This is a genomic window from Gordonia sp. UBA7860, from assembly GCF_002500165.1.
Classification (GTDB): domain Bacteria; phylum Actinomycetota; class Actinomycetes; order Mycobacteriales; family Mycobacteriaceae; genus Gordonia; species Gordonia sputi.
The window spans coordinates 1-20,505 of the sequence record NZ_DLSO01000193.1 but is presented as its reverse complement, the minus strand read 5'-3'; the positions used below and the strand labels follow the sequence as shown (position 1 = coordinate 20,505).

At 66.0% G+C, this 20,505-nt stretch carries 16 protein-coding genes and 1 pseudogene; 7 read left to right on the top strand and 10 right to left on the bottom strand.

Annotated elements, in window-relative coordinates; translation table 11 throughout:
• Window positions 1-20: 20 nt before the first annotated feature.
• On the bottom strand, window positions 21-1,043 hold the full coding sequence (locus B3T59_RS22885) for a D-2-hydroxyacid dehydrogenase (protein WP_039855751.1): 1,023 nt from the start codon (window positions 1,041-1,043) through the stop codon (window positions 21-23).
• A gap of 80 nt (window positions 1,044-1,123) precedes the next feature.
• Between B3T59_RS22885 and B3T59_RS22880 the strand changes: the two genes are divergently transcribed.
• The 6 genes from B3T59_RS22880 (at window position 1,124) to B3T59_RS22855 (ending at window position 10,564) form a co-directional block, all read left to right on the top strand.
• Entirely contained in the window at window positions 1,124-2,428 is a 1,305-nt protein-coding gene (locus tag B3T59_RS22880; protein ID WP_005206305.1) for an aspartate aminotransferase family protein, read from the top strand.
• Window positions 2,429-2,437: 9 nt separating this feature from the next.
• Window positions 2,438-5,434: an FAD-binding and (Fe-S)-binding domain-containing protein gene (locus B3T59_RS22875; RefSeq protein WP_039855742.1), complete on the top strand. Its 2,997-nt coding sequence runs from the start codon at window positions 2,438-2,440 to the stop codon at window positions 5,432-5,434.
• The gene (locus tag B3T59_RS22870; protein WP_005206309.1) at window positions 5,431-6,879 is read left to right on the top strand and encodes an NAD-dependent succinate-semialdehyde dehydrogenase; all 1,449 of its coding nucleotides are present in this window, start codon (window positions 5,431-5,433) and stop codon (window positions 6,877-6,879) included. Before B3T59_RS22875 ends, B3T59_RS22870 begins: the two co-directional genes overlap by 4 nt.
• Window positions 6,880-8,073: a M24 family metallopeptidase gene (locus B3T59_RS22865; protein ID WP_287005218.1), complete on the top strand. Its 1,194-nt coding sequence runs from the start codon at window positions 6,880-6,882 to the stop codon at window positions 8,071-8,073. It abuts the gene before it with no gap.
• Between the two features lie 19 nt (window positions 8,074-8,092).
• Complete coding sequence (locus B3T59_RS22860; RefSeq protein WP_051993864.1) at window positions 8,093-9,301, top strand: PLP-dependent aminotransferase family protein; 1,209 nt, start codon at window positions 8,093-8,095, stop codon at window positions 9,299-9,301.
• A gap of 72 nt (window positions 9,302-9,373) precedes the next feature.
• Entirely contained in the window at window positions 9,374-10,564 is a 1,191-nt protein-coding gene (locus B3T59_RS22855) for a M20 family metallopeptidase (protein ID WP_005206315.1), read from the top strand.
• Here B3T59_RS22855 and B3T59_RS22850 read toward each other — a convergent pair.
• From B3T59_RS22850 to B3T59_RS22830, 5 genes are all read right to left on the bottom strand, one after another.
• Complete coding sequence (locus B3T59_RS22850; RefSeq protein WP_005206317.1) at window positions 10,553-11,137, bottom strand: TetR/AcrR family transcriptional regulator; 585 nt, start codon at window positions 11,135-11,137, stop codon at window positions 10,553-10,555. The genes B3T59_RS22855 and B3T59_RS22850 overlap by 12 nt on opposite strands.
• A gap of 63 nt (window positions 11,138-11,200) precedes the next feature.
• Complete coding sequence (locus B3T59_RS22845) at window positions 11,201-12,595, bottom strand: MFS transporter (RefSeq protein ID WP_005206319.1); 1,395 nt, start codon at window positions 12,593-12,595, stop codon at window positions 11,201-11,203.
• 79 nt (window positions 12,596-12,674) lie between these two features.
• Entirely contained in the window at window positions 12,675-13,361 is a 687-nt protein-coding gene (locus tag B3T59_RS22840) for a GntR family transcriptional regulator (protein WP_267626299.1), read from the bottom strand.
• A gap of 15 nt (window positions 13,362-13,376) precedes the next feature.
• A complete protein-coding gene (locus B3T59_RS22835) occupies window positions 13,377-13,874 on the bottom strand; it encodes a DUF3830 family protein (RefSeq protein ID WP_005206322.1) in 498 nt (165 codons plus the stop codon).
• A complete protein-coding gene (locus B3T59_RS22830; RefSeq protein ID WP_267626300.1) occupies window positions 13,871-15,343 on the bottom strand; it encodes an amidase in 1,473 nt (490 codons plus the stop codon). The genes B3T59_RS22835 and B3T59_RS22830 overlap by 4 nt, the downstream gene beginning before the upstream one ends.
• 73 nt (window positions 15,344-15,416) lie before the next feature.
• On the opposite strand from B3T59_RS22830, the gene B3T59_RS22825 reads away from it, so the two are divergent.
• A complete protein-coding gene (locus B3T59_RS22825; protein WP_005206326.1) occupies window positions 15,417-16,226 on the top strand; it encodes a maleate cis-trans isomerase family protein in 810 nt (269 codons plus the stop codon).
• On the opposite strand, the gene B3T59_RS22820 is transcribed toward B3T59_RS22825, so the two are convergent.
• The 4 genes and pseudogenes from B3T59_RS22820 to B3T59_RS22805 form a co-directional block, all read right to left on the bottom strand.
• On the bottom strand, window positions 16,126-16,881 hold the full coding sequence (locus B3T59_RS22820) for a response regulator (protein ID WP_005206328.1): 756 nt from the start codon (window positions 16,879-16,881) through the stop codon (window positions 16,126-16,128). The genes B3T59_RS22825 and B3T59_RS22820 overlap by 101 nt on opposite strands.
• Window positions 16,878-19,415, bottom strand: coding sequence for a sensor histidine kinase (locus tag B3T59_RS22815; RefSeq protein WP_005206330.1), 2,538 nt, complete (start codon window positions 19,413-19,415; stop codon window positions 16,878-16,880). Before B3T59_RS22815 ends, B3T59_RS22820 begins: the two co-directional genes overlap by 4 nt.
• A gap of 30 nt (window positions 19,416-19,445) precedes the next feature.
• Window positions 19,446-20,069: a potassium-transporting ATPase subunit C gene (locus B3T59_RS22810; protein ID WP_287005217.1), complete on the bottom strand. Its 624-nt coding sequence runs from the start codon at window positions 20,067-20,069 to the stop codon at window positions 19,446-19,448.
• A gap of 7 nt (window positions 20,070-20,076) precedes the next feature.
• Window positions 20,077-20,505 (bottom strand): annotated as a pseudogene (locus B3T59_RS22805) (potassium-transporting ATPase subunit B); the annotation flags it as partial.

The window sequence follows — 20,505 nt, the reverse complement described above, 5'->3', positions numbered from 1 at the left end:
GCTGATCGAGCTTGTCGAGATCACCTCCCCGAGGCCACGTACCCCCGCCGCTTGTCGACGACGTTCCGCAGCGCCGTCGACAACTCCTCGCCGCCCGCCTCGCACCCGGCCCCGACGTACCGCCGTAGATTGTCGAGCACCTGATCGGCGAGCTCGTCGCGCCACCCATAAACGTCGCCGCTCATATGCGCCGAGATCGCGACGTTGTCCAAGTCCCACAGTGGGCTGTCGTCGGGCAGCGGTTCGGTGACGAAGACATCGAGCGACGCCGCGCCGATCCCGCCGCTGCGCAGCGCGTCGGCCAGCGCCGCCTCGTCGACGAGCCTGCCCCTGCCGACGTTGACAAGGTGCGCGTCGGGGCGCATCGCCGACAGCACCGACGCGTCGATCATGCCCTCGGTCTGCGCGGTGAGCGGCGCCACGACGACGACGTTGTCGAATTCGCCGACGTAACTGCTCAATTCGTCGGTCGCGCGCACCTCGCCGAAGTCGGGGTCGTCGTGACGCGCCGTGCGCCCGGCGCCGGTCACGCGCATCCCGACGGCGCGCAGCAGCCGCGCAATCGCACGTCCGATACCCCCGGTCCCGATGACGAGCACCGACGACCCCGCGGTCCGCGTCGTCTCGCGCCACACCCATTCGTGCGCCGACTGCAGGCGCGCCGATTCATGTAAGCGCTTGTCCCGCGCCAGGATCGACGCCAGCACGAACTCCGCGATCGGTTGGTCGAAGACGCCGTGCGCGTTGGTCACCACGATGTCGGAGTCGGCGAGCTCGTCGAACAGCAGCGAATCGACACCCGCGGCACAGACGTGCACCCAGCGCAGCGATTGTGTTGCGGCGCCCCAGTTGTCGCGCAGCGCACGGGAGAAGAAGTCCCACACGACGAGAACATCGGCACCCGGCAGCACCTGCGGCAAGGTCTCGACGGTGCACTGCCGCACGTCGGCCAGCGCCTCGAGGTCGGCGAGGTTGTAGGGACCGGGCGCGTCGTCGGCGCCGAGGAGGACGAGTTGCGGCTTGGTGGACGTCACACCCGCCACCGTATCGGTGCACGCACCCACCAGAAACCGCACCCTGTCTAATTGTTGACAATCCGACGATCTACGTCCACCGTGTACCCATGACCCTCGCCGCAACGCCTCAGACCGCGTCGCTGTCGCCGATCCTCAAGCAGGCGACGCCCGTCGTCGTCGATCACGCACTCGGCTCGTGGATTCACGGAACCGACGGCCACAGCTACCTCGACTTCACCACCGGCATCGGGGTCACCAGCACCGGCCACTGCCACCCGAGGGTCGTCGCCGCAGCTCAGGAGCAGTGCACCAAGATCATCCACGCGCAGTACACGACCGTGATGCATCAGCCGCTGCTCGATCTCACCGAGAAACTCGGCGCAGTCCTCCCCCTCGGCCTCGACTCCGTCTTCTACGCGAACTCCGGCTCGGAGGCCGTCGAGGCAGCGGTGCGCCTGGCCCGTATGGCAACCGCGAAGCCCAACATCATTGTCTTCCAAGGCGGATTCCACGGGCGTACCGTCGCGGCCGCCAGCCTCACCAGCGCCGGCACCCGATTCTCCGCGGGCTTCTCACCACTCATGGGCGGCGTGCACATGGCGCCGTTCCCCTACGCCTACCGCTACGGCTGGAATGACGACGCCGCAATCGATTTCGCGCTCAAAGAACTCGACTACCTGCTCGCCTCTCGGGTTGCGCCGAACGACACCGCCGCATTCCTCATCGAACCCGTACTCGGCGACGGTGGATACCTCCCGACGCCACCACGCTTCCTCGCAGGACTCCGCGAGCGCGCCGACCGCCACGGCATCCTGCTCATCATCGACGAGGTGCAGGCCGGATTCGGACGCACGGGTAAGTTCTGGGGACATCAGCACGCCGACGACCTCACTCCCGATATCCTCATCACCGCAAAGGGTCTCGCGTCGGGCTTCCCGATCTCCGCGATCGCCGCTCCGACGGAGTTGATGAGCCAGGCGTGGCCCGGCTCGCAGGGCGGAACGTACGGCGGCAATGCCGTTGCCGCCGCGGCGGCCATCGCGACGCTCGACGTCATCGACGACGAGGATCTCGTCGAGAACGCACGCATCCGCGGCGAACAGATGCTGTCCGGAATCCGTTCTGTCACAGCCGGTTACGACGCCGTCGGCGATGTGCGTGGTCTCGGACTCATGGTCGGTGTCGAATTCGTCTCCCGCGACGGCGACGTCGCAGTGCCCGACGCAGCAACGGCCCTCGCCGTCCAGCAGGCCACCACCCGGCACGGACTGCTCACCCTCACCTGCGGACCCGAGGCCAACGTGGTCCGCCTGATTCCCGCCCTCGTCGTCACCGAACACGAAATCGCCACCGGCATCGAACGATTCAGCGCCGCCCTGTCCGACGTCGCCGCCCGCAACGACGGTCCGTAGCCACACACAATGGCTCCACACCCACTACCCACTCCCACGACGCCAACGCCGCCGATCGTCACCGAGCTCACCAGGCTCGACATAGAGGTCGACGCGTCGTCGCGCCGGCGTGCCGAATACTCCTACGACGCATCCAATTATCGGGTTCGGCCAGTGGCAGTTGTCTTCCCCCGCGACGCCGCCGAGGTAGCTCGCATCGCGGCCTGCTGTCATCGCCTCGGCACACCCCTCACCGCACGCGGTGGCGGAACGTCAATGGCGGGCAACGCTATCGGCGACGGCGTCATCCTCGACTTCTCGCGCTACATGACGCGTATCCACCACATCGACGACGAGTCAGCGACCGCCCACGTCGACCCGGGCGTCGTCCTCACACACCTGGCTGCCGCCGCGCGCACAGCCACCGGCGGCCGCCTCACCTTCGCGCCCGACCCGTCGTCGGCGTCGCGCGCCACCATCGGCGGGGCAATCGGGAACGACGCGTGCGGAAATCACTCGGTGCGCCACGGCCGCACCACCGACCACGTCGAGGCACTCGATCTCGTCACCGCTGACGGATTACGGCTGACCGCAACGCGATCGGGCATCGAACCCACACTGCCGAATGATCCGGCAGCGACCACGCGAGCCGCCGAACTCACCCGCGAGCTCACCGACCTCACCACCCGCAACCTCGCGGCCTTTCGCACCCAACTCGAACAGATCCCCCGCCAGGTGTCGGGATACCATCTGGCACACCTGTTGCCGGAGAACGGATTCGACGTCGCGCGGGCACTCGTGGGCAGCGAGGGCACCTGCGCGATCGTCGTCGGCGCCACCGTCAGAATGGTCGCGGCCCCGACATCTCAGCTACTCGTCTGCGTCGGCTACCGCTCTGTGGCAGACGCTGCCCGCGACGTGCCCGACATTCTTCCCTTCGCACCGTCGGCCATCGAAGGCATCGACCGCGGCATCGTCGCCACCATGGCCGCCCGACGCGGGCCCGACACCGTAGCTGGCCTCCCCGACGGCGACTCCTGGCTCTTCATCGACCTCGACAACGAGAGCGCCGCAGCACAATCCGAACCCGACATCCCCGCAACCGCCAAGCGCCTGATCGAACACCTCCGCACGCGAGGGTGCATGGTCGACGCCGCGTTCGTCGACGACGAGACCCGACGTCGCGCACTGTGGCGCGTCCGGGAAGACGGCGCCGGACTGTCCGCGCGCCTCGTCGACCCGGAGAGCGACGCACCGACGACGCACGAGTCGTGGCCCGGCTGGGAAGACGCCGCCGTCGCACCGGAACGTCTCGCCGACTACCTGCAGGATTTCACGACCCTCCTCGACGAGTTCGACCTCACCGGCGTGCTGTACGGACACTTCGGTGCGGGCTGCATGCACGTGCGGATCACCTTCGACCTCCGCACCGAGCAGGGTCGCGAGGTGATGTCGCGGTTCTGCACCCGCGCCGCCGAACTGGTTGTTGCTCATGGTGGTTCACTGTCGGGTGAACACGGCGATGGTCGCGCCCGATCAGCACTCCTGCCGCTGATGTACTCCACAGAGATGCTGCGCGCCTTCGACGACTTCCGGCGAATCTGGGACCCCGTGGGAATTCTCAACCCCGGCAGCATCGTCGACCCTGCGCCCATCACCACCGACCTCGCACTCGCCGACGTTCCGAACCGACCGTGGCACTCCGCGGACCCGGACGAGCACTCACCCGAACACACCGGACTCGATCCGTTCATCCATGCCGTGCAGGGCTGCATCGGTGTCGGTCGCTGCCGCACTACCAGCGGCGGGGTGATGTGCCCCAGCTATCGCGCGACGCGCGACGAGAAGGACTCGACGCGCGGCCGGGCACGCGTTCTACAAGACATGGTGCGCACCGCGCCCAGCGTCGAATCCGGTTGGCAGTCTGCCGATGTCGCCGACGCACTCGACCTCTGTCTGTCATGCAAGGCATGTTCGAGCGACTGCCCCACCGGCGTCGACATGGCGTCACTGAAGTCGGAGTTCCTCTCGCATCACTATCGACGCCGGCTACGACCTCTCTCGCACTACTCACTCGGATGGATGCCCGCCTGGCTCCCCGTCGCGACCTCCGTTGCACCACTGCTGAATCGAGTTCTCCAAACTCCACTCGCCCGACGCCTCGCCGCTCGCGCGGGCGGCCTCGACGCTCGACGCTCCATGCCCCGCTTCACCACTCGCCGGGACAGGCGCGCGACACTGAGCGCACTCGGCCACCCCGCCGACGCCGACGTCGTGCTGATCGTCGACACCTTCACCAAGGCGTTCCGCCCGCACGTCGCAACCGCCGCGGCGCGCGTCCTGGCAGCCACCGGCGACACCGTCGCCACCCGCGACGACGTGTGCTGCGGACTGACCTGGATCTCAACCGGTCAGCTCGACCACGCTCGAAAGGTACTGACCCGCACCGCTGATCGACTCGACGACGGCACCGACCGCCCCCTCGTCCTCGCCGAACCCAGCTGCGCGGCCGCACTGCGCACGGACCTACCAGAACTGATCAACTCGCCCGCCGCACGCCGTGTCGCCGCAAGAGTGACGAGCTTCGCCGCCCACCTGCCCACACTCGTCGAGGCAGGGCTGCAGGTCCCAGACCTTCCCGAATCGGTCACGGTCCAAACCCACTGCCACGAGTACGCCGCCTTCGGCGCGCACGCCTCGACGGCCGCACTGAAGTCGCTCGGTGTCGAGGTCACCACGGCCGACGGATGCTGCGGCGTCGCAGGCAACTTCGGCTTCGAGAAGGGTCACTACGAGGTCAGCGTCGCGGTGGCCGAGAACGCCCTCGCACCCGCGCTCCGTGCCGCGCCGGAAACTCCGGTCATCACCGACGGGTTCAGCTGCGCGATGAGCGTCGACCACCTGACCGCCACCGACCCCCTCATCAACGCCCAAGGGCAGCACCTCGCCGAACTGCTCGCACAGGCGCTGCCCCTTGCACAAGAACTACCCCGCGCACAGCCATCACCAGAGGAAGGACTCCGATGACACTGCTCGTCGACACAGCCTGGACACCCACATCCTCGAAACGCCGCTTCGACGTAGAGAATCCGGCGACCGGCGAGGTCATCACGTCGGTCCCGGACGGCAACGCCGACGACGCGCTCGACGCCCTGGGTCGTGCCGCCGACGCCCAATCCGACTGGGCGGCAACCAGTCCCCGCTCACGTAGCGAGATCCTCTACCGCGCATACGAACTCATCACCGCGCGGGCCGATGAGTTCGCGACCCTGATGACCACCGAGATGGGCAAGCCGTACCCCGAGGCACGCGGCGAGGTTGCCTACGGCGCAGAGTTCTTCCGCTGGTTCGCCGAGGAAGCCGTACGCATCGGCGGCGACCACCTCCTCACCCCGGACGGCAGCAACCGCGTCGTCGTCCGTCATCGCCCCGTCGGCCCATGCATCCTGATCACGCCGTGGAACTTCCCATTGGCGATGGGAACACGCAAAATCGGCCCGGCGATCGCCGCGGGCTGCACCATGGTCTTCAAGCCCGCGGAGCTGACACCGTTGACCTCGCTGCTCCTCGCCGACGTGCTCCGCGAGGCCGGTCTGCCCGATGGCGTCCTGAACGTGGTCACCACAAGCGATCCGGGTGAGGTCGCCGGCGCGTGGATGTCGTCGGGCCTCGCCCGCAAGGTCAGCTTCACCGGCTCCACCGCGGTGGGAAAACTGTTGCTGCGCCAGGCCGCCGATACGGTGATGCGCACCTCGATGGAGCTCGGCGGCAACGCACCCTTCATCGTCTGCGACGACGCCGATCTCGACACCGCACTCGACGCCGTGATGGTCGCGAAGATGCGCAACATGGGGCAGGCATGCACTGCGGCCAACCGGATCTTCGTGCATCGTGACGTCATGGACGAGTTCGCAAGCGCCCTCACGCAACGCATGTCAACACTCACCGTCGGGAACGGACTGTCCGAGGGCACGCAGGTCGGCCCCCTCGTCGAACGCAAGGCCGTCGACAAGGTCGAAGAGCTCGTCGACGACGCGGTTCGACGCGGAGCGTCGCTTCGGTGCGGCGGCACCCGTCCCGATGGTCCCGGCCACTTCTACCCGCCGACGGTCCTCACCGACGTACACCCCGAGTCCGCTCTCATGAGCACCGAGATCTTCGGTCCCGTCGCGGCTCTGATCCCGTTCGACGGCTCCGGAATCGAGGCAGACGACACCGTGGTCGCAGCTGCAAACAGGACGCCCGCCGGCCTGGTCGGATACGTCTGCAGCCGCGACGCCGAGCGCCTCGACGCCATCTCGGCCGGCCTCGCGGTGGGTATGGTCGGGGTCAACACTGGTCTGGTCTCCAACCCCGCGGCCCCGTTCGGGGGGATCAAGGAGTCGGGCCTCGGCCGCGAGGGCGGACGTCTCGGCATCGAGGAGTTCCTCGACGTCACCTACACGTCCACCCCGATCCGACGGAGGCGATAGGTGTATCTCGGCGCCCAGCTCTTCACCGACAGAGAGTACCGGCAGCGGTTGACCCGCGTGCGTGAACTGATGGATCTGCAAGGACTTTCGGCGATCATCGTCACCGATCCCGCGAACATCTTCTACCTCATCGGGTACAACGCGTGGTCGTTCTACACCCCGCAGATGCTGTTCGTCCCCATCGACGGCGAGATGCTGTTCTTCGCTCGCGAGATGGACGCACATAGCGCACACCGCACCACCTGGCTACCCGACGAGCAGATCGTCGGCTATCCCGAAAGTTACGTGCACCGCCCGCACGTGCACCCGTTCGACTGGGTCGCGTGGGCGCTACGCCAACGTCACCAGGTCGCACCGGCATCGAAGGGCGGCTCCGTCGGACTCGAGATGGACTCACACTTCTTCTCTCCCAAGGCCTACCGCGCTCTGCACAACGCCATCCCCGAGTGGAAGCTCGTCGACAACTTCGAACTCGTCAACTGGGTGCGTTCGGTGAAATCCGACGCCGAGGTTCAGCTCATGCGTCAGGCGGGCATGGTGTGTTCGGAGGCGATGCGCGCAGCCATCGAGACCATCGATGTCGGTGTGCGGCAATGTGATGCGGCAGCGGCGATCTCGCAGGCGCAGATCACCGGCACCGACCAGTTCGGTGGTGACTACCCCGCGATCGTGCCGATGATGCCGACCGGTGCCGCAGCCGACACTCCCCATTTGACCTGGCACCAGGGTACTTTTACCCCCGACGAGGCAGTCGTCGTCGAATTGTCCGGTGCGCACAACCGGTATCACTGTCCCCTCGCCCGCACCGTTGCGCTGAGCGCACCGTCGAAGGATCTCGACTACGTCGCGGGCGCAACGGCAGAGGGCCTCAACAACGTTCTCGACGCGATCAAACCCGGCGTCGCCACGCGCGAGCTCGCATCGACCTGGAACTGGACTCTCGCCAAGTACGGTCTCGAAAAGCCCTCTCGCCTCGGCTATTCCATCGGGATCGGCTACCCGCCCGATTGGGGTGAACGCACCATCAGCATTCGCACCGAGGACGAAACCATCCTCGAAACCAACATGACGTTCCACATCGTCTGCGGAATGTGGATGGACGACTACGGTTTTGAGCTCTCCGAGTCGGTGCGCGTGAGCCCGACGGGCGTCGAAACCTTCACCGCGTTCCCGCGCGAATTGATCAGGAAATGAGGTGTCAGCAGTGACCACCATGAACTACACGCTCCCCCTCGCCGGACGTGCGAAGGATCTCGTCGGCTCGATGATCGATTCGTCGACATCCCTGCTGGCCTCTCAGACGCACGACATCGTGCGCTTCGCGATGGGCTCACCCGCGGACGAGGCTGTCCCCGCTGCGGAGTTCCGGCAGATCGCGGGCGAGATCCTCGACAACTCGTCGTTCACCTACGGCGCCACCGAGGGCGAACCACGGCTGCTGCAACTTCTCGTCGACTACCTCGCCACCACACCCGCCCCGTCGAGCCTCGACCGCCTCGTCATCACCACCGGCGGCATGCAGGGCCTCGACCTCGCGTCCAAGCTGTTCGTCGACCCCGGCGACCTCGTCGTCGTCGAATCACCGACGTACACCAACGGCAGTGCCACCGCGCTGTCGTATGGCGCGCAGCTTCTCGAAGTCCCCGTCGACGACGACGGCATGCAGGTCGACACTCTCGAAGACCTCGTCGCTCGCACCCGACGCACCCCCAAGGCGATCTACACGATCCCGACGTTCCAGAATCCGTCGGGCGTCACCCTCTCCGAGGAGCGTCGACGCGAGCTGTTGCGGCTGGCACACGAGTGGGGCGCCGTCATCATCGATGACGATCCGTACGGCCTGCTGCGCTTCTCGGGCGACGACGTCCCGACGTTCCAGACCCTGTCGCCGCACGATCCGCTGATCTTCTCGGTGCGGACGTTCTCCAAGATCCTCGCGCCGGGATGGCGGGTCGGATGGGTCGACGCCGACCCGTCGCTGCGCCAACTGCTCATCAACGGCAAACAGGCGATGGACACCTGCACCAACGTGCCCAACCAGCACATCGTCGCCGAGTACATCGCCCGCGGCGGACTCGAGGATCACCTCGCCGGCCTGCGGATTCTCTACCGCGAACGCCGGGACGCGATGCTCGATTCGGTCGAGCGCCACTTCGGCGACCGCGTGTCAACGACGCACCCCGAAGGCGGCTTCTTCCTCTGGCTGACCCTGCGCGGCGAGTTCGCCGAAATCGACACCCGCGAACTGTTCGAGACCGCTCTCGCCGACGGCGTCGCATTCATCCCTGGCCCCGCACTGTCGCCGACCGGCCGGTTCCGCAACGCTCTGCGTCTGTGCTTCGCATCGAGCACGCCCGAGCGCATCGACGAGGGAATTCGACGTCTCGCCGGAAGCTGCGAGAGGATGTCTGCGAGAGGGTGACACAGAACAGCTGAGGTCGGCTTGGCAGTTGACGTTGACACTGCCTGGCCGACGACCACGAAGGGAATCCCAGTGACGGTGAGCGAGTCCGACGCGGTGGTGGCCCGGATCCGTCCGGACGAGATCATCGCACTCACCAGAGCTCTGGTCGACGCTCCGAGCGAGAACCCCGGCGGCACCGAGGCCCTGGCGGTCGCCGTTCTCGAAAGTGCTTGCCGTGACACCGGTTTCACTGTCACCAGCTACGAGGTGACGCCCGGCCGACCCAACCTCATCGCGACGCTACCCGGCGGCGACGGGCCGGGACTGATGTTCCTGGGCCACTCCGACGTCGTCCCCGCAGGTCCCGGCTGGACCGGTGATCCCTACCGCACCCGCCTGTCCGACGGCGTGCTGACCGGGCGCGGCACCGTCGACATGAAGGGCGGACTGGCCTCGGTCGTCGCAGCGATGTCGGCGTTGGCGCCGCTGGCCGAGCAGGGCCGACTCTCCGGTCCGGTGCAGTTGGTCTGCACCGTCGACGAGGAGGAGCACGGCGCAGGCGTCCGCGACCTGGTGGCCCGCGCCGACACCTCCCGCGACTTCGTCGGTTGCGTCGTCGCCGAACCCACCGACCTGGCCGTCGTGCGCGGGTGTCGCGGGGCGTCGTATCTGGAGATCGACATCCGGGGCAAGGCCGCCCACTCCGGTCGCCCCGACGACGGTCGCAGCGCGATCTACGCGGCGGCGTCGATCATCGACATCATCCGGGCCGACCACGAGGCGATGACCGCAGGCGCCGCAGGTCTTCTCGGCTCTGGAACCTGGAACGTGGGGACGATGAGCGGCGGGCAGGGCATCTCCGTCGTCGCTCCGATGGCCGCCCTCGGCGTCGACCGCAGACTGATGCCCGATGAGAGCGCAGAGGCCATCGCTGACTGGCTACGCGGCCGTATCGCCGCCGCGGGCATCGACTCCGACGGCATCGAGGTCGACGTCGCGGTCACCATGGAGATGCCGGGCTTCGAGACTCCAGCCGACCACACACTGGTCACCGCAACCGTTGATGCGCTCAACGCGCTGGGCGCCCAGACGTCCGTCGGCGGCTGGACCGCCGCGTGTGACGGCGGTTTCGTCAGTCGCGACCTCGGCATCCGGGCCATCGTCTGCGGCCCGGGCAACATCAACACACAGGCCCATCAACCGGACGAGTCCGTCGCTGTCGCCGATCTGGTCACTGCCGCAAGGGCTTACGCATTGCTGGCGCTGAAACTACTCGGATGACGGCGTCCGCACGAGGACAGCGCGCACCGTCGAACGCACGCGAGCGCCGATCTCAGCCGGAGAGGTTTCGGTGAACTTTCCGCCGAGGTACAAGAACGCCAGCCCGTGCACCAGCGCCCACATCGCGGTCGCGATCTCCTCTGGCTCCGACGTCGAAACCGTGGCAGCGACAACAGTATTCAGATACTCACGGATCGCCTCGACAGCCTCGACGCGATCCGGGCTCGTCGGGTCGCACCGCTCGGCGAACATCGCGCGGAACAGGCCCGACCGCTCCAACGCGAACCGCACGTAGGCGACGGCGATGTCGGCTACATCGTCGACGCTCGACGGCGACTCGCTCGCCGCTTTCAGTCGCGTAGTCAGCTCGCGATAGCCCACCGCAGCAACGCTCGAGACCAGTGCCTCACGGTCGGCGAAGTGCCGGTAGGGCGCCGCGGGCGAGACGCCTGCGCGTCGGGCGACAGCTCTCAACGACAACTCGGCAGAGCTGTCCTCGCTGAGCAACTCGATCGCCGACTGCACCAGAGCTGCGGCGAGATCACCGTGGTGATACGACTCGGGCCTCGACATATCCGACATCCTATCGCCGGTTGACCGGTCGACTGCCGTCAGCACTGCACGATGGAGCCTAGATCAGCGAGAGGTCGCGGCCGTGGAGCTCTCCGAGACCGTGATGTCATCGGTCCGCTCGGGAATCTCAGTGCCGCGCAGCGACGCTCCGGCCGTCTCCTTCAAGAAGATCAGCGCCACCATGCCGATTGCACAGGCGCCCATCATGTAGACGGCGGGAAACAGGTTCCAGCCCGTGTCGCTGACCACCGCGTCGTTGACGAGCGGTGCGGTACCACCGAACGCGGCGGTCGCCACGTTGTAGGAGATCGCGAAGCCTGCGTAGCGGACCTGGGTGGGGAACATCGCCGGGAACGTCGCGGAGATGGTCGACAGCTGAGGCACGTAAAACAGTCCCAGGATCACGAATCCGACTATCGCCCAGGCGAATCCCTTACCCATCAACCAGTAGAGCGGTATCGCGAGAACGAACAGCCCGATCAGCGAGATCCACCACATCGGTTTGCGCCCGGTCTTGTCCGACGCCGCGCCGAAGAAAGGAATCACCACCATCATCGCGAGCTGACCGATGAGCACCACGGTCGAACCCGACGACTCCGATAGCCCGATCGTCTCCTTCAAGTACGTCGGCTGATACGCCAGCAGCGTGTAGTTCGCGACGTTGAGTGCGATCACCATGCCGAACATGATCAGGATCGGCTTCCAGTAGTTGCTCAGCAGATCCTTGAAGCGGGTGTAGGCACTTCCGGTGATCTCGTCGCGCTTGTCCAGCTCCTGGAACACCGGGGTGTCTTCCAGCTGCGAGCGCAGATACAGACCGATCAACCCGAGCGGCAGCGCAATCAGGAACGGAATTCGCCAGCCCCACGTCTGCATCTGCTCGTCGGAGAGCAACAGCTCGAGGAACAGAACAATAGCGGTGCCCGCGCTGAACCCTGCGAGCGTGCCGAACTCCAGCAGCGAACCGTACTTGCCGCGCTTGTTGTCCGGCGCATACTCGGCCATGAACGTCGCAGCGCCGCCGTACTCACCGCCGGTGGAGAAGCCCTGGATCACGCGAAGCGCGATCAGCAGAATCGGCGCCCAGATTCCAGCGACGGCATGTGTCGGAAGTACGCCGATCAGCGCGGTCGCACCGGCGATCAACAGAATCGTCATGGCCAGCACGGACTTTCGTCCGATCCGGTCACCAATGGGACCCCAGATCATGCCGCCCAACGGGCGTAGGACGAATGAGATCGCGAACCCGAGCATGGTGCCTATCGAGCCGAGCGACCCCGGGAAGAATGCCTGCGTGAGGTAAGTAGCGGTCGCGGCGTAGACGCCGTAGTCGTACCACTCGGTGGCATTACCGATCGCCGACGCGCCAATTGCTTTGCGGAGTAGAGCTTTTCCTTCTCGCGACTCGGGATCGGGTGCGAGGTCCTCATAGGTTGCCGAGGAGTGTGCCGTAGCCATCTGTGCCTTCCTGGTGGACTCGGGGCCAGTGTGTCTTCGCGCTGACTCACATCGGTGGGCGGTGATCAGTACACGTCGTCTAGAGCAGTCGGCGGAGACCGTCTCTCATGTGCTCGATCATCAGCTCGTCGGCCGCCTTCGCATCTCCCGCTGCGATGGCGTCCACCAATGCCTGGTGTTCGTCGGTACGTTCCTTTCCCGAGGAATACGTTCCTCGCATCGCGCGTAGACACATCTTCGTTTCCACGAGGATCGTGCCGTGCAAGCGCGACAAACGTTGACTCCGCGCGTATTCCACCAACGTCTGATGGAACTGCATATCCGCTTCGGCCATGTCTTCGCCGTTCGGATCGTCGATATGACGACGCATCAACGCAACTGCGTCGGTGAGAGCTTGTACCGCCGCAGGATCGTCGTGTTCGATCACCTGCTCTATTGCCGCACGTTCAACGGCCGTCCGGGCGATGTACATGTCCCGGATGTCGTCGTCGTCCATCGAGACGACGAACAAGCCTCGGTTGCGGTGACTCACCAGCAACCCTTCTGCAGTCAGGCGTTGCATCGCCTCTCGCAGCGGGCCCCGGCTCACTCCCAGGTCTACTGCGAGACCTGCTTCGGTCAATTGTGAGCCGGACGGAAAGTTACCGTTCGCAATCGCATCGTGCAACTTTCGGGCGATGATCGCAGGTGTCGACTCCTGCTCGATCGGTTCGAGAACCCGACGGCGTCCGTCCGATCGTGTTCGCTCCATTGCCATCGTGACCATCCCCTTCTTCGTACTCTATGCACGCGCAAATGTCAGGGTTTCGCCGCGAGCGCCACCCATCCAGATGTCATTGCACGCCGCGGCGAACTCGTCGAGACCATCTGTGATGGTGGCGAACACATTTCCGGGAACCCACCCCACATCCCCGTTGATCAGCAAGTTGTTTCGACCGTAGAAGACCGCGAGGTCGATGAGCAATGAGTGTTCCGACGGCGCGGCGTCGGATTCGTAACCGTAAGCGGGATTGTCCAATACACCGTCGAACGTGAAATAGCAAAGGTCACCGGGAACGGGCGTGACCGTCGTATTCTCGAATCCCGGTTCCACCGTGGCAAACGCGGGCGTCAACGTATAGATCTCGTTGCGCGCGAACTTGCCGTGAAAAACTTGACCCCCCAACGGCAAAGCGTCCCACACCGCGGCAGCGGTGCGCGGCGCCTCGACGTCGAGCAGTCTCGCCCTGGCGCTGACATCGCGCGATGTGAGGCTGACGATGATGAAGCGATCGGTCACGAGCCATCTCGACTTTCGTTGGGAATCTGCGGCTTTCGTTGGAGCGTCACCTCCGCGAGCGCGCCGGCGTTCGCGGCGGACTCATACGCTGCGGCAACGCGCAGTACCGTCGCGTCGTAGTGCCGCGCGCCCACGATCTGAATTCCGGTCGGCAGCAACGGGTTCTGCGCGAATCCGCTCGGCACCGTTATCGCAGGTTGACCAGTCAGGTTGAACGGGTAGCTGTACGGCGTCCACGACGTCCAGTCCTGCGACGACGAGCCTGCAGGCACGTCTGCGCCTGCCTCGAACGCGACCGAAGGCATCGACGGTGTCACCAGAACGTCGTAGTCCTCGTGCAGCGCACCCATCTGTGTGCCCATTGCCATCCGCAGCGCAGTGGCATCCACATAGTCGGCGGCACTGAAGTCACTGTGACGTTCCAGTGCCGCAAGCAGTTTCGGGTCGACGAGCTCTCTGAGCGCGGGGTCGAGACCCTCGACCACGGCTGCCGCTCCCGCGAACCACACTGTGTGATAAGCCCAGACCGGATCGTCCCACCCGATATCGACCTCGTCGACCGTGGCCCCGAGGTCGCGCAGCACCCCAACTGCGGCTTCCGTATTCGCTTGCACCGCAGTGTCATTGATGCCGTAACCGAGATCGGGACTGTAGGCGATGCGGGCGCCGGCCAGGCCCCGCTCGCCTGCGATGATCGCGGGCGCGACGGGTTGGGGTGTCGGCCCCGCCGACCAGTCGCGCGAGTCGAAACCGCTGATGACGTCGAGCAACAACGCGCAGTCGACGACGTTGCGCGTCATCGGCCCGACGTGCGCGACCGGCGCGAACGGACTCGGCGGATACATCGGCACCCGACCGAGCGTCGGCTTGAGTCCGACGATTCCGCAGAACGCAGCCGGAATACGGATCGAGCCACCACCGTCGGTGCCCACCGACAACGGCCCGAGTCCCGCCGCGAGGGCGGCAGCGCTTCCGCCGCTCGAACCGCCAGACGTCCGATCGGTCGACCACGGATTACGCGTGATGCCGGTACGCGGACTGTCGGTCACGCCTTTCCAGCCGAATTCAGGTGTGGTGACCTTCCCGAGTGGCACGGCTCCCGCATCGCGCAGTCGTGCCACCGCTGGAGCGTCGACGTCGCATCGTTGTGTGTCCGGGCGCAGTGTCAGCGAACCGCGCAGCGTCGGCCAACCCTCGGTGAGCAGGAGATCCTTGATCGACACGGGCACGCCGTCGAGCGGGCTGAGAGGAGTCGACGCCGCGTAGCGAGCCGCCGACTCGCGCGCGGCGGCCATCGTCGTATCCGGGTCTACGAGACAGAAGGCATTGATCTCCGCGTTCACCTGCGGGATGGTGTCCAGTAGCTCGGCAGCGACGTCGATAGGGCTCAGCAATCCACTGCGGTAGGCGTCACCGAGCTCCGACGCCGACATCGAGCGCACTGAGTCCTGCCGCGCTAGGTCCTGCATGGTCACCTCTGGTTCCGATACGGTGAGATCGACAATTGTTTGATTGTTGACAATCTAGTCGGGAGGTCAACCCGTGACAACCGCTACCAGCGCGGTCCTCTACCCGGGCCACGCTGCCGAGGACGACTACCAGCTCATCGAAGACGCACTCGGTCCGTCGATTCGCCTGCCCGTGGTGATCACCGAGATCGACTCCGACGACCACACCGTCGACGCCATGCGCGCTGTCGGCGAGTCCGACCGACTGCTCGACGGCGCGCAGCGCGCACGCACATACGACCCCGCAGCGTTGATGTGGGGTTGCACCTCGGGCAGCTTCCTCTACGGATGGGAGGGCGCACAGCGGCAAGCCGCACAGTTGTCGGAGGTTGCGGGACTACCCGCATCGTCGACGTCGCTCGCGTTTGCCGAGGCGTGCAGAGCGCTCGGGATCGACGCTGTCGCAGTCGCGGCGAGCTACCCGGGCGACGTCGCCGCGGGATTCACGACGTTCCTCGCCGGCGCGGATATCGAGGTCGTCGGCATGCGCGCCAACGACATTCTGACCGCGACCGATGCTGGGACCATCGACGGCGACACTCTGTTCGACATGGTTGTCACCGCCGATCACCCAGCCGCACAGGCCATTCTGATCCCCGACACGGCGTTGCACACAGCGACCTGGATCAACGATCTCGAGGCACAGGTGGGCAAACCCGTCCTCACCGCGAACCAGGTGACCGCCTGGGAGGGCGCGCGACTCGCGGGCGCGACGCCGCACTCGGACAAGCTGGGCGCGCTGTTCAGTCAGACGCCGCTTCTTCAGACGCCGCTTCTTCAGACCCCGCCTGCTCAGTCGCCGCCTGTCCCCGCACGAAGCGATATCCCATCCCCGCCTCGGTGAGCAGGTGCACCGGGTGTGCCGGGTCGTCTTCGAGTTTGCGACGCAGGCTGGCCAGGTACACACGCAGATAGTTGGTCTGGTTGAGGTACTTCGGACCCCACACGGTACTCAGGATGTCCCTCTGCCCCACCAGTTTTCCCTCGTTGCGCACGAGCAGTTCGAGAATCCCCCACTCGGTCGGCGTCAGGTGGACCTGCTCACCGTGGCGCGACACCTGCTTTGCGCTGAGGTCGACCACGAAGTCTCCCGCGTCGACGACCGGCACTTCCGACGCATCCGGTGCGGCGACTCCACGACGCACCGCCGCCCGCAGTCTCGCCAGGAACTCGTCCATCCCAAAGGGTTTCGTGACGTAGTCGTCGGCGCCCGCGTCGAGCGCCGCCACCTTGTCGACCGATTCGCCACGCGCCGACAACACGATGACCGGGACGTTGGTCCACCCGCGCAATCCCTCCAGAACCGTGAAGCCGTCGATGTCGGGAAGCCCGAGGTCGAGGACCACCACCTGCGGGTTGACCTTGGCTGCCGCGGTCAGCGCAGCGGTACCCGTCGACGCCGTCGTGACCGCAAAGCCACGCGCACTCAGATTGATTCGCAAGGCGCGCAACAACTGTGGCTCGTCGTCGACAACGAGGACTCGGATTCCGTCGGTCATGACTCATCGTCTTCCGCCGGAAGTGAGACCACCATCGTGGTCCCGCCGCCAGGTGTCTCCTCGACGCCGAGCGTGCCACCGATCGCGGCGGTAAATCCCTGTGCGACAGACAAGCCCAGACCAACGCCTCCGTCGGCGCCGTTGCGGTCGCCACCCTGCACGAAGGCGTCGAAGATCTGCCCGCGTCTGTCGGCGGGAATCCCGGAGCCGTGGTCGATCACACGAATGACCGTACGCGGCGAACCGTCGTCGTCGGTCTCGGACTCTGCCGTGACCTCGACGCCGCGTCCAGCATCGGCACCACCACCACCGTGCCGCACGGCGTTGTCGATCAGGTTGGCCAGGACGCGTTCGAGCAGCCCGCCGTCGGTGTAGGCCCACATCGCGTGGAAGGTGAAGGCGATCTCCGGGATGGGTCCACCGACCCAGCTCACCGCGGTCGCCGCGCGGTGGACCACCTCGACGAGGTAGGTGCGCGCCAGCTTGGGCCGCACGGCACCGGCCGCGAGCCTCGACGAGTCGAGCAGATTTCCCACCAGGGCCGACAGGTGGTCGACCGACTCGTCGATCGTCTCGAGGAGTTCCGAGGTGTCCTCCGGGCTGAATGTCACGTCGCCCGCACGCAGGCTCGACACCGCAGCTTTCGCGCCCGCCAACGGTGTGCGCAGATCGTGGCTCACCGCGGACAGCAATGCACGACGCATCTCGTCGGTCTGGGCCAGTGCACGTGCCTCTGCTGCCTCGCGTTCGAGTCGACGACGCTGCACCGCGCCCGCGGCCTGGATCGCCACCGAGGCGAGTACCCGTCGATCCCGACCGCCGAGTTTCGGTCCACGCAACAGCAATTCGTATTCACCGCCGGGGATCGGGCAGACCGTGTCGGCGTCTTCGGCGCGCTCCGGCGGGTTGTCTCCAACGGCGGCGTCGACGACGCGTCGACCGTCTTCTTTGTGCACCACCGACACCGCGGTCTGGTCGTAGGTCTCACGCACGCGCTGCAGCAGTGCCGAGACGTCCGCCCCACCGAGGACGGCGTCGGAGAACAACGCCAACAACTCGGCGTCACGACTCGCCAGGCTTGCCTGTCTGCGCCTGCTCGCCGCCGAATCAACCAGTGCGGCAACCGCTATCGCGATCACCAGCATGACAAGGATGGTGATGAGATTGTCCGGCTCGTTGATGGTGAACGTGAACCTCGGGTCGGTGAAGAAGTAGTTCAGCAGCAGGCCTGCCACCACCGCCGACAGTGCTGCGGGCCCGATGCCGCCGAGCAGCGAGACCGCGAGCACCGTCACGAAGAACAACGCCGACTCGCTCGCGAACCCCAACCAGCGGTCGAGGACCGCGAGTATGACCGTCATGATCACCGGCACCACGACCGCCGCGACCCAGCTCAACGGACGATGAAAGCGCGTGTCACGAATGTCTAGTCGGTTTCGACGACGCGTCTCGTCGTGGGTGACCATGTGGACGTCGATCTTCCCGCTGTGCGCAACGACATTCGCACCGACGCCCTCGTCAAAGAGTCGTTGCCAACGCGGGCGGCGCGACGTACCCAGCACCAACTGCGTCGCGTTGACGCCACGTGCGAAGTCGAGGAGCGTCGACGGGATGTCGTCGCCGACGACGGTGTGGATACGCGTGCCGAACCCTTCGGCCAACTCGTGCAGCCGCGACAGTTCGGCGGCGGGTGTCCCGACGAGTCCGTCTCCGCGGACCACATGCACCACAACCAGTTCCGCACTCGACCGCGACGCGATGCGACTCGCTCGACGCATCAGTGTCGCGGATTCGGGCCCACCGGTGATCGCCACCACCACGCGTTCGCGCGCTTCCCACGTGTCGGTGATCGCGTGCGCTGCGCGGTAGTCGGCGAGATTATCGTCGACGCGGTCGGCGAGCCACAGCAGCGCCAATTCGCGCAGTGCCGTCAGGTTTCCCTGCCGGAAGTAGTTCGAGAGCGCCCCGTCGATGCGTCCGGCCGGGTACACCTTGCCCGCGCTGAGACGTTGACGTAGCGCCTGCGGGGCGATGTCGACCAACTCGATCTCGTCAGCGGCACGCACGACCGCATCGGGAACGGTCTCGCGCTGGATGACACCGGTGATCTGGGCGACAACGTCGTTCAGACTCTCCAGGTGCTGCACGTTGACCGTTGTCAGCACGTCGATGCCCGCGTCGCGCAACTCCTCGATGTCCTGCCAGCGCTTGGCATTTCGCGATCCGGGAGCATTCGTATGCGCCAGTTCGTCGACGAGCGCGACGCGTGGGGCACGCGCCAGCACGGCGTCGAGATCCATCTCGTCGAGGACAGCCCCGCGATACACCTCCTCGCGGCGCGGAATCTCCTCGAGACCATCGGTGAGAGCCGCGGTTGCCGAGCGCCCGTGCGACTCGACAACCGCGATCACCACATCTACACCCTCATCGGCGAGACCCTTTGCATGCGAGAGCATTTCGTAGGTCTTACCGACTCCGGGCGCACACCCGAGGAAGACTTCGAGTCGACCTCGGGTGTCAGCACCTGAACCCATGGAACCGAGTCTAATCAGCGCGACCGGCGATCACTTGCACACCGTGTGACCCAGCGCGAGGTTCACCTCGAGCACATTGACGCGCTGCTGCCCCAGGAATCCGAACTGCCGTCCGGACGTGTGAGCGTCGACGATCTCTCGGACCGCGGCCTGCGACTTCCCGCTGTTGCGTGCGATCCGTGGAATCTGGATCGCCGCGTATTCGGGGCTGATCTGCGGGTCGAGACCCGAGCCGGAGCCTGTCACGGCGTCCGCGGGCACCGCCGACGGCGCGACGCCCTCACGCTGCCCGATCAACGCGCGGCGCGCGGTGATGTTGTGCGCGAGCGTCTCGCTGTTGGGGCCCTGATTGCTCGCGGCCGAGGCCGACGGATCGCCGGTGGCCATCGGATCGTCGGCCGAGCCGAGCACCCGCGCGTGCAGATAGCTGTCGGGAGTCCCAGCAGGTGCCTTCGGATCGACCCCGATCAGCGACGACCCGGCGTTACAGCCCTTGGCGTCGGTCACCTGCGACCCCTCTGCTGAGTTCGATCCGATGCGCGATGCCGCCCAGACAACCGTCGGATAAGCGACGCCGAGGATCACGGTCAGCGCCACAAGCATCGCGAACGCGACGGCGCATTGCCGGAAGAATCCGGACGTGATGGTGTTCATGCTGCGATTACCCCATTCCCGGGAGGAAGCGGACGACGAGATCGATGAGCCAGATCCCCACGAACGGGGTGATCACGCCTCCGACGCCGTAGACGAGTAGGTTGCGCCCCAACAACTTCGACGCCGAGCTGGGTCGATACCGCACACCACGCAGCGAGAGCGGGATCAACGCGACGATGATGAGCGCGTTGAACACCACCGCCGACACGATCGCCGACTGTGCCGAATGCAGCCGCATGATGTTGAGCGAGTCGAGCTGCGGATAGATGCTCACGAACATCGCAGGCAGGATCGCGAAGTACTTCGCGAGGTCGTTGGCCAGCGAGAACGTCGTCAGCGCACCGCGCGTGATCAACAGCTGCTTGCCGATGGCCACGATGTCGATGAGCTTGGTCGGGTCGGAGTCGAGGTCGACCATGTTGCCGGCCTCCTTCGC

Coding starts and splice junctions, on each gene's coding strand:
- B3T59_RS22830 (WP_267626300.1), bottom strand. CDS start 15,343: ATGCAGGACCTAGCGCGGCAGGACTCAGTGCGCTCGATGTCGGCGTCG.
- B3T59_RS22815 (WP_005206330.1), bottom strand. CDS start 19,415: ATGGGTTCAGGTGCTGACACCCGAGGTCGACTCGAAGTCTTCCTCGGG.
- B3T59_RS22870 (WP_005206309.1), top strand. CDS start 5,431: ATGACACTGCTCGTCGACACAGCCTGGACACCCACATCCTCGAAACGC.
- B3T59_RS22810 (WP_287005217.1), bottom strand. CDS start 20,069: ATGAACACCATCACGTCCGGATTCTTCCGGCAATGCGCCGTCGCGTTC.
- B3T59_RS22840 (WP_267626299.1), bottom strand. CDS start 13,361: ATGGTCACGATGGCAATGGAGCGAACACGATCGGACGGACGCCGTCGG.
- B3T59_RS22820 (WP_005206328.1), bottom strand. CDS start 16,881: ATGACCGACGGAATCCGAGTCCTCGTTGTCGACGACGAGCCACAGTTG.
- B3T59_RS22875 (WP_039855742.1), top strand. CDS start 2,438: ATGGCTCCACACCCACTACCCACTCCCACGACGCCAACGCCGCCGATC.
- B3T59_RS22880 (WP_005206305.1), top strand. CDS start 1,124: ATGACCCTCGCCGCAACGCCTCAGACCGCGTCGCTGTCGCCGATCCTC.
- B3T59_RS22860 (WP_051993864.1), top strand. CDS start 8,093: ATGAACTACACGCTCCCCCTCGCCGGACGTGCGAAGGATCTCGTCGGC.
- B3T59_RS22845 (WP_005206319.1), bottom strand. CDS start 12,595: ATGGCTACGGCACACTCCTCGGCAACCTATGAGGACCTCGCACCCGAT.
- B3T59_RS22850 (WP_005206317.1), bottom strand. CDS start 11,137: ATGTCGAGGCCCGAGTCGTATCACCACGGTGATCTCGCCGCAGCTCTG.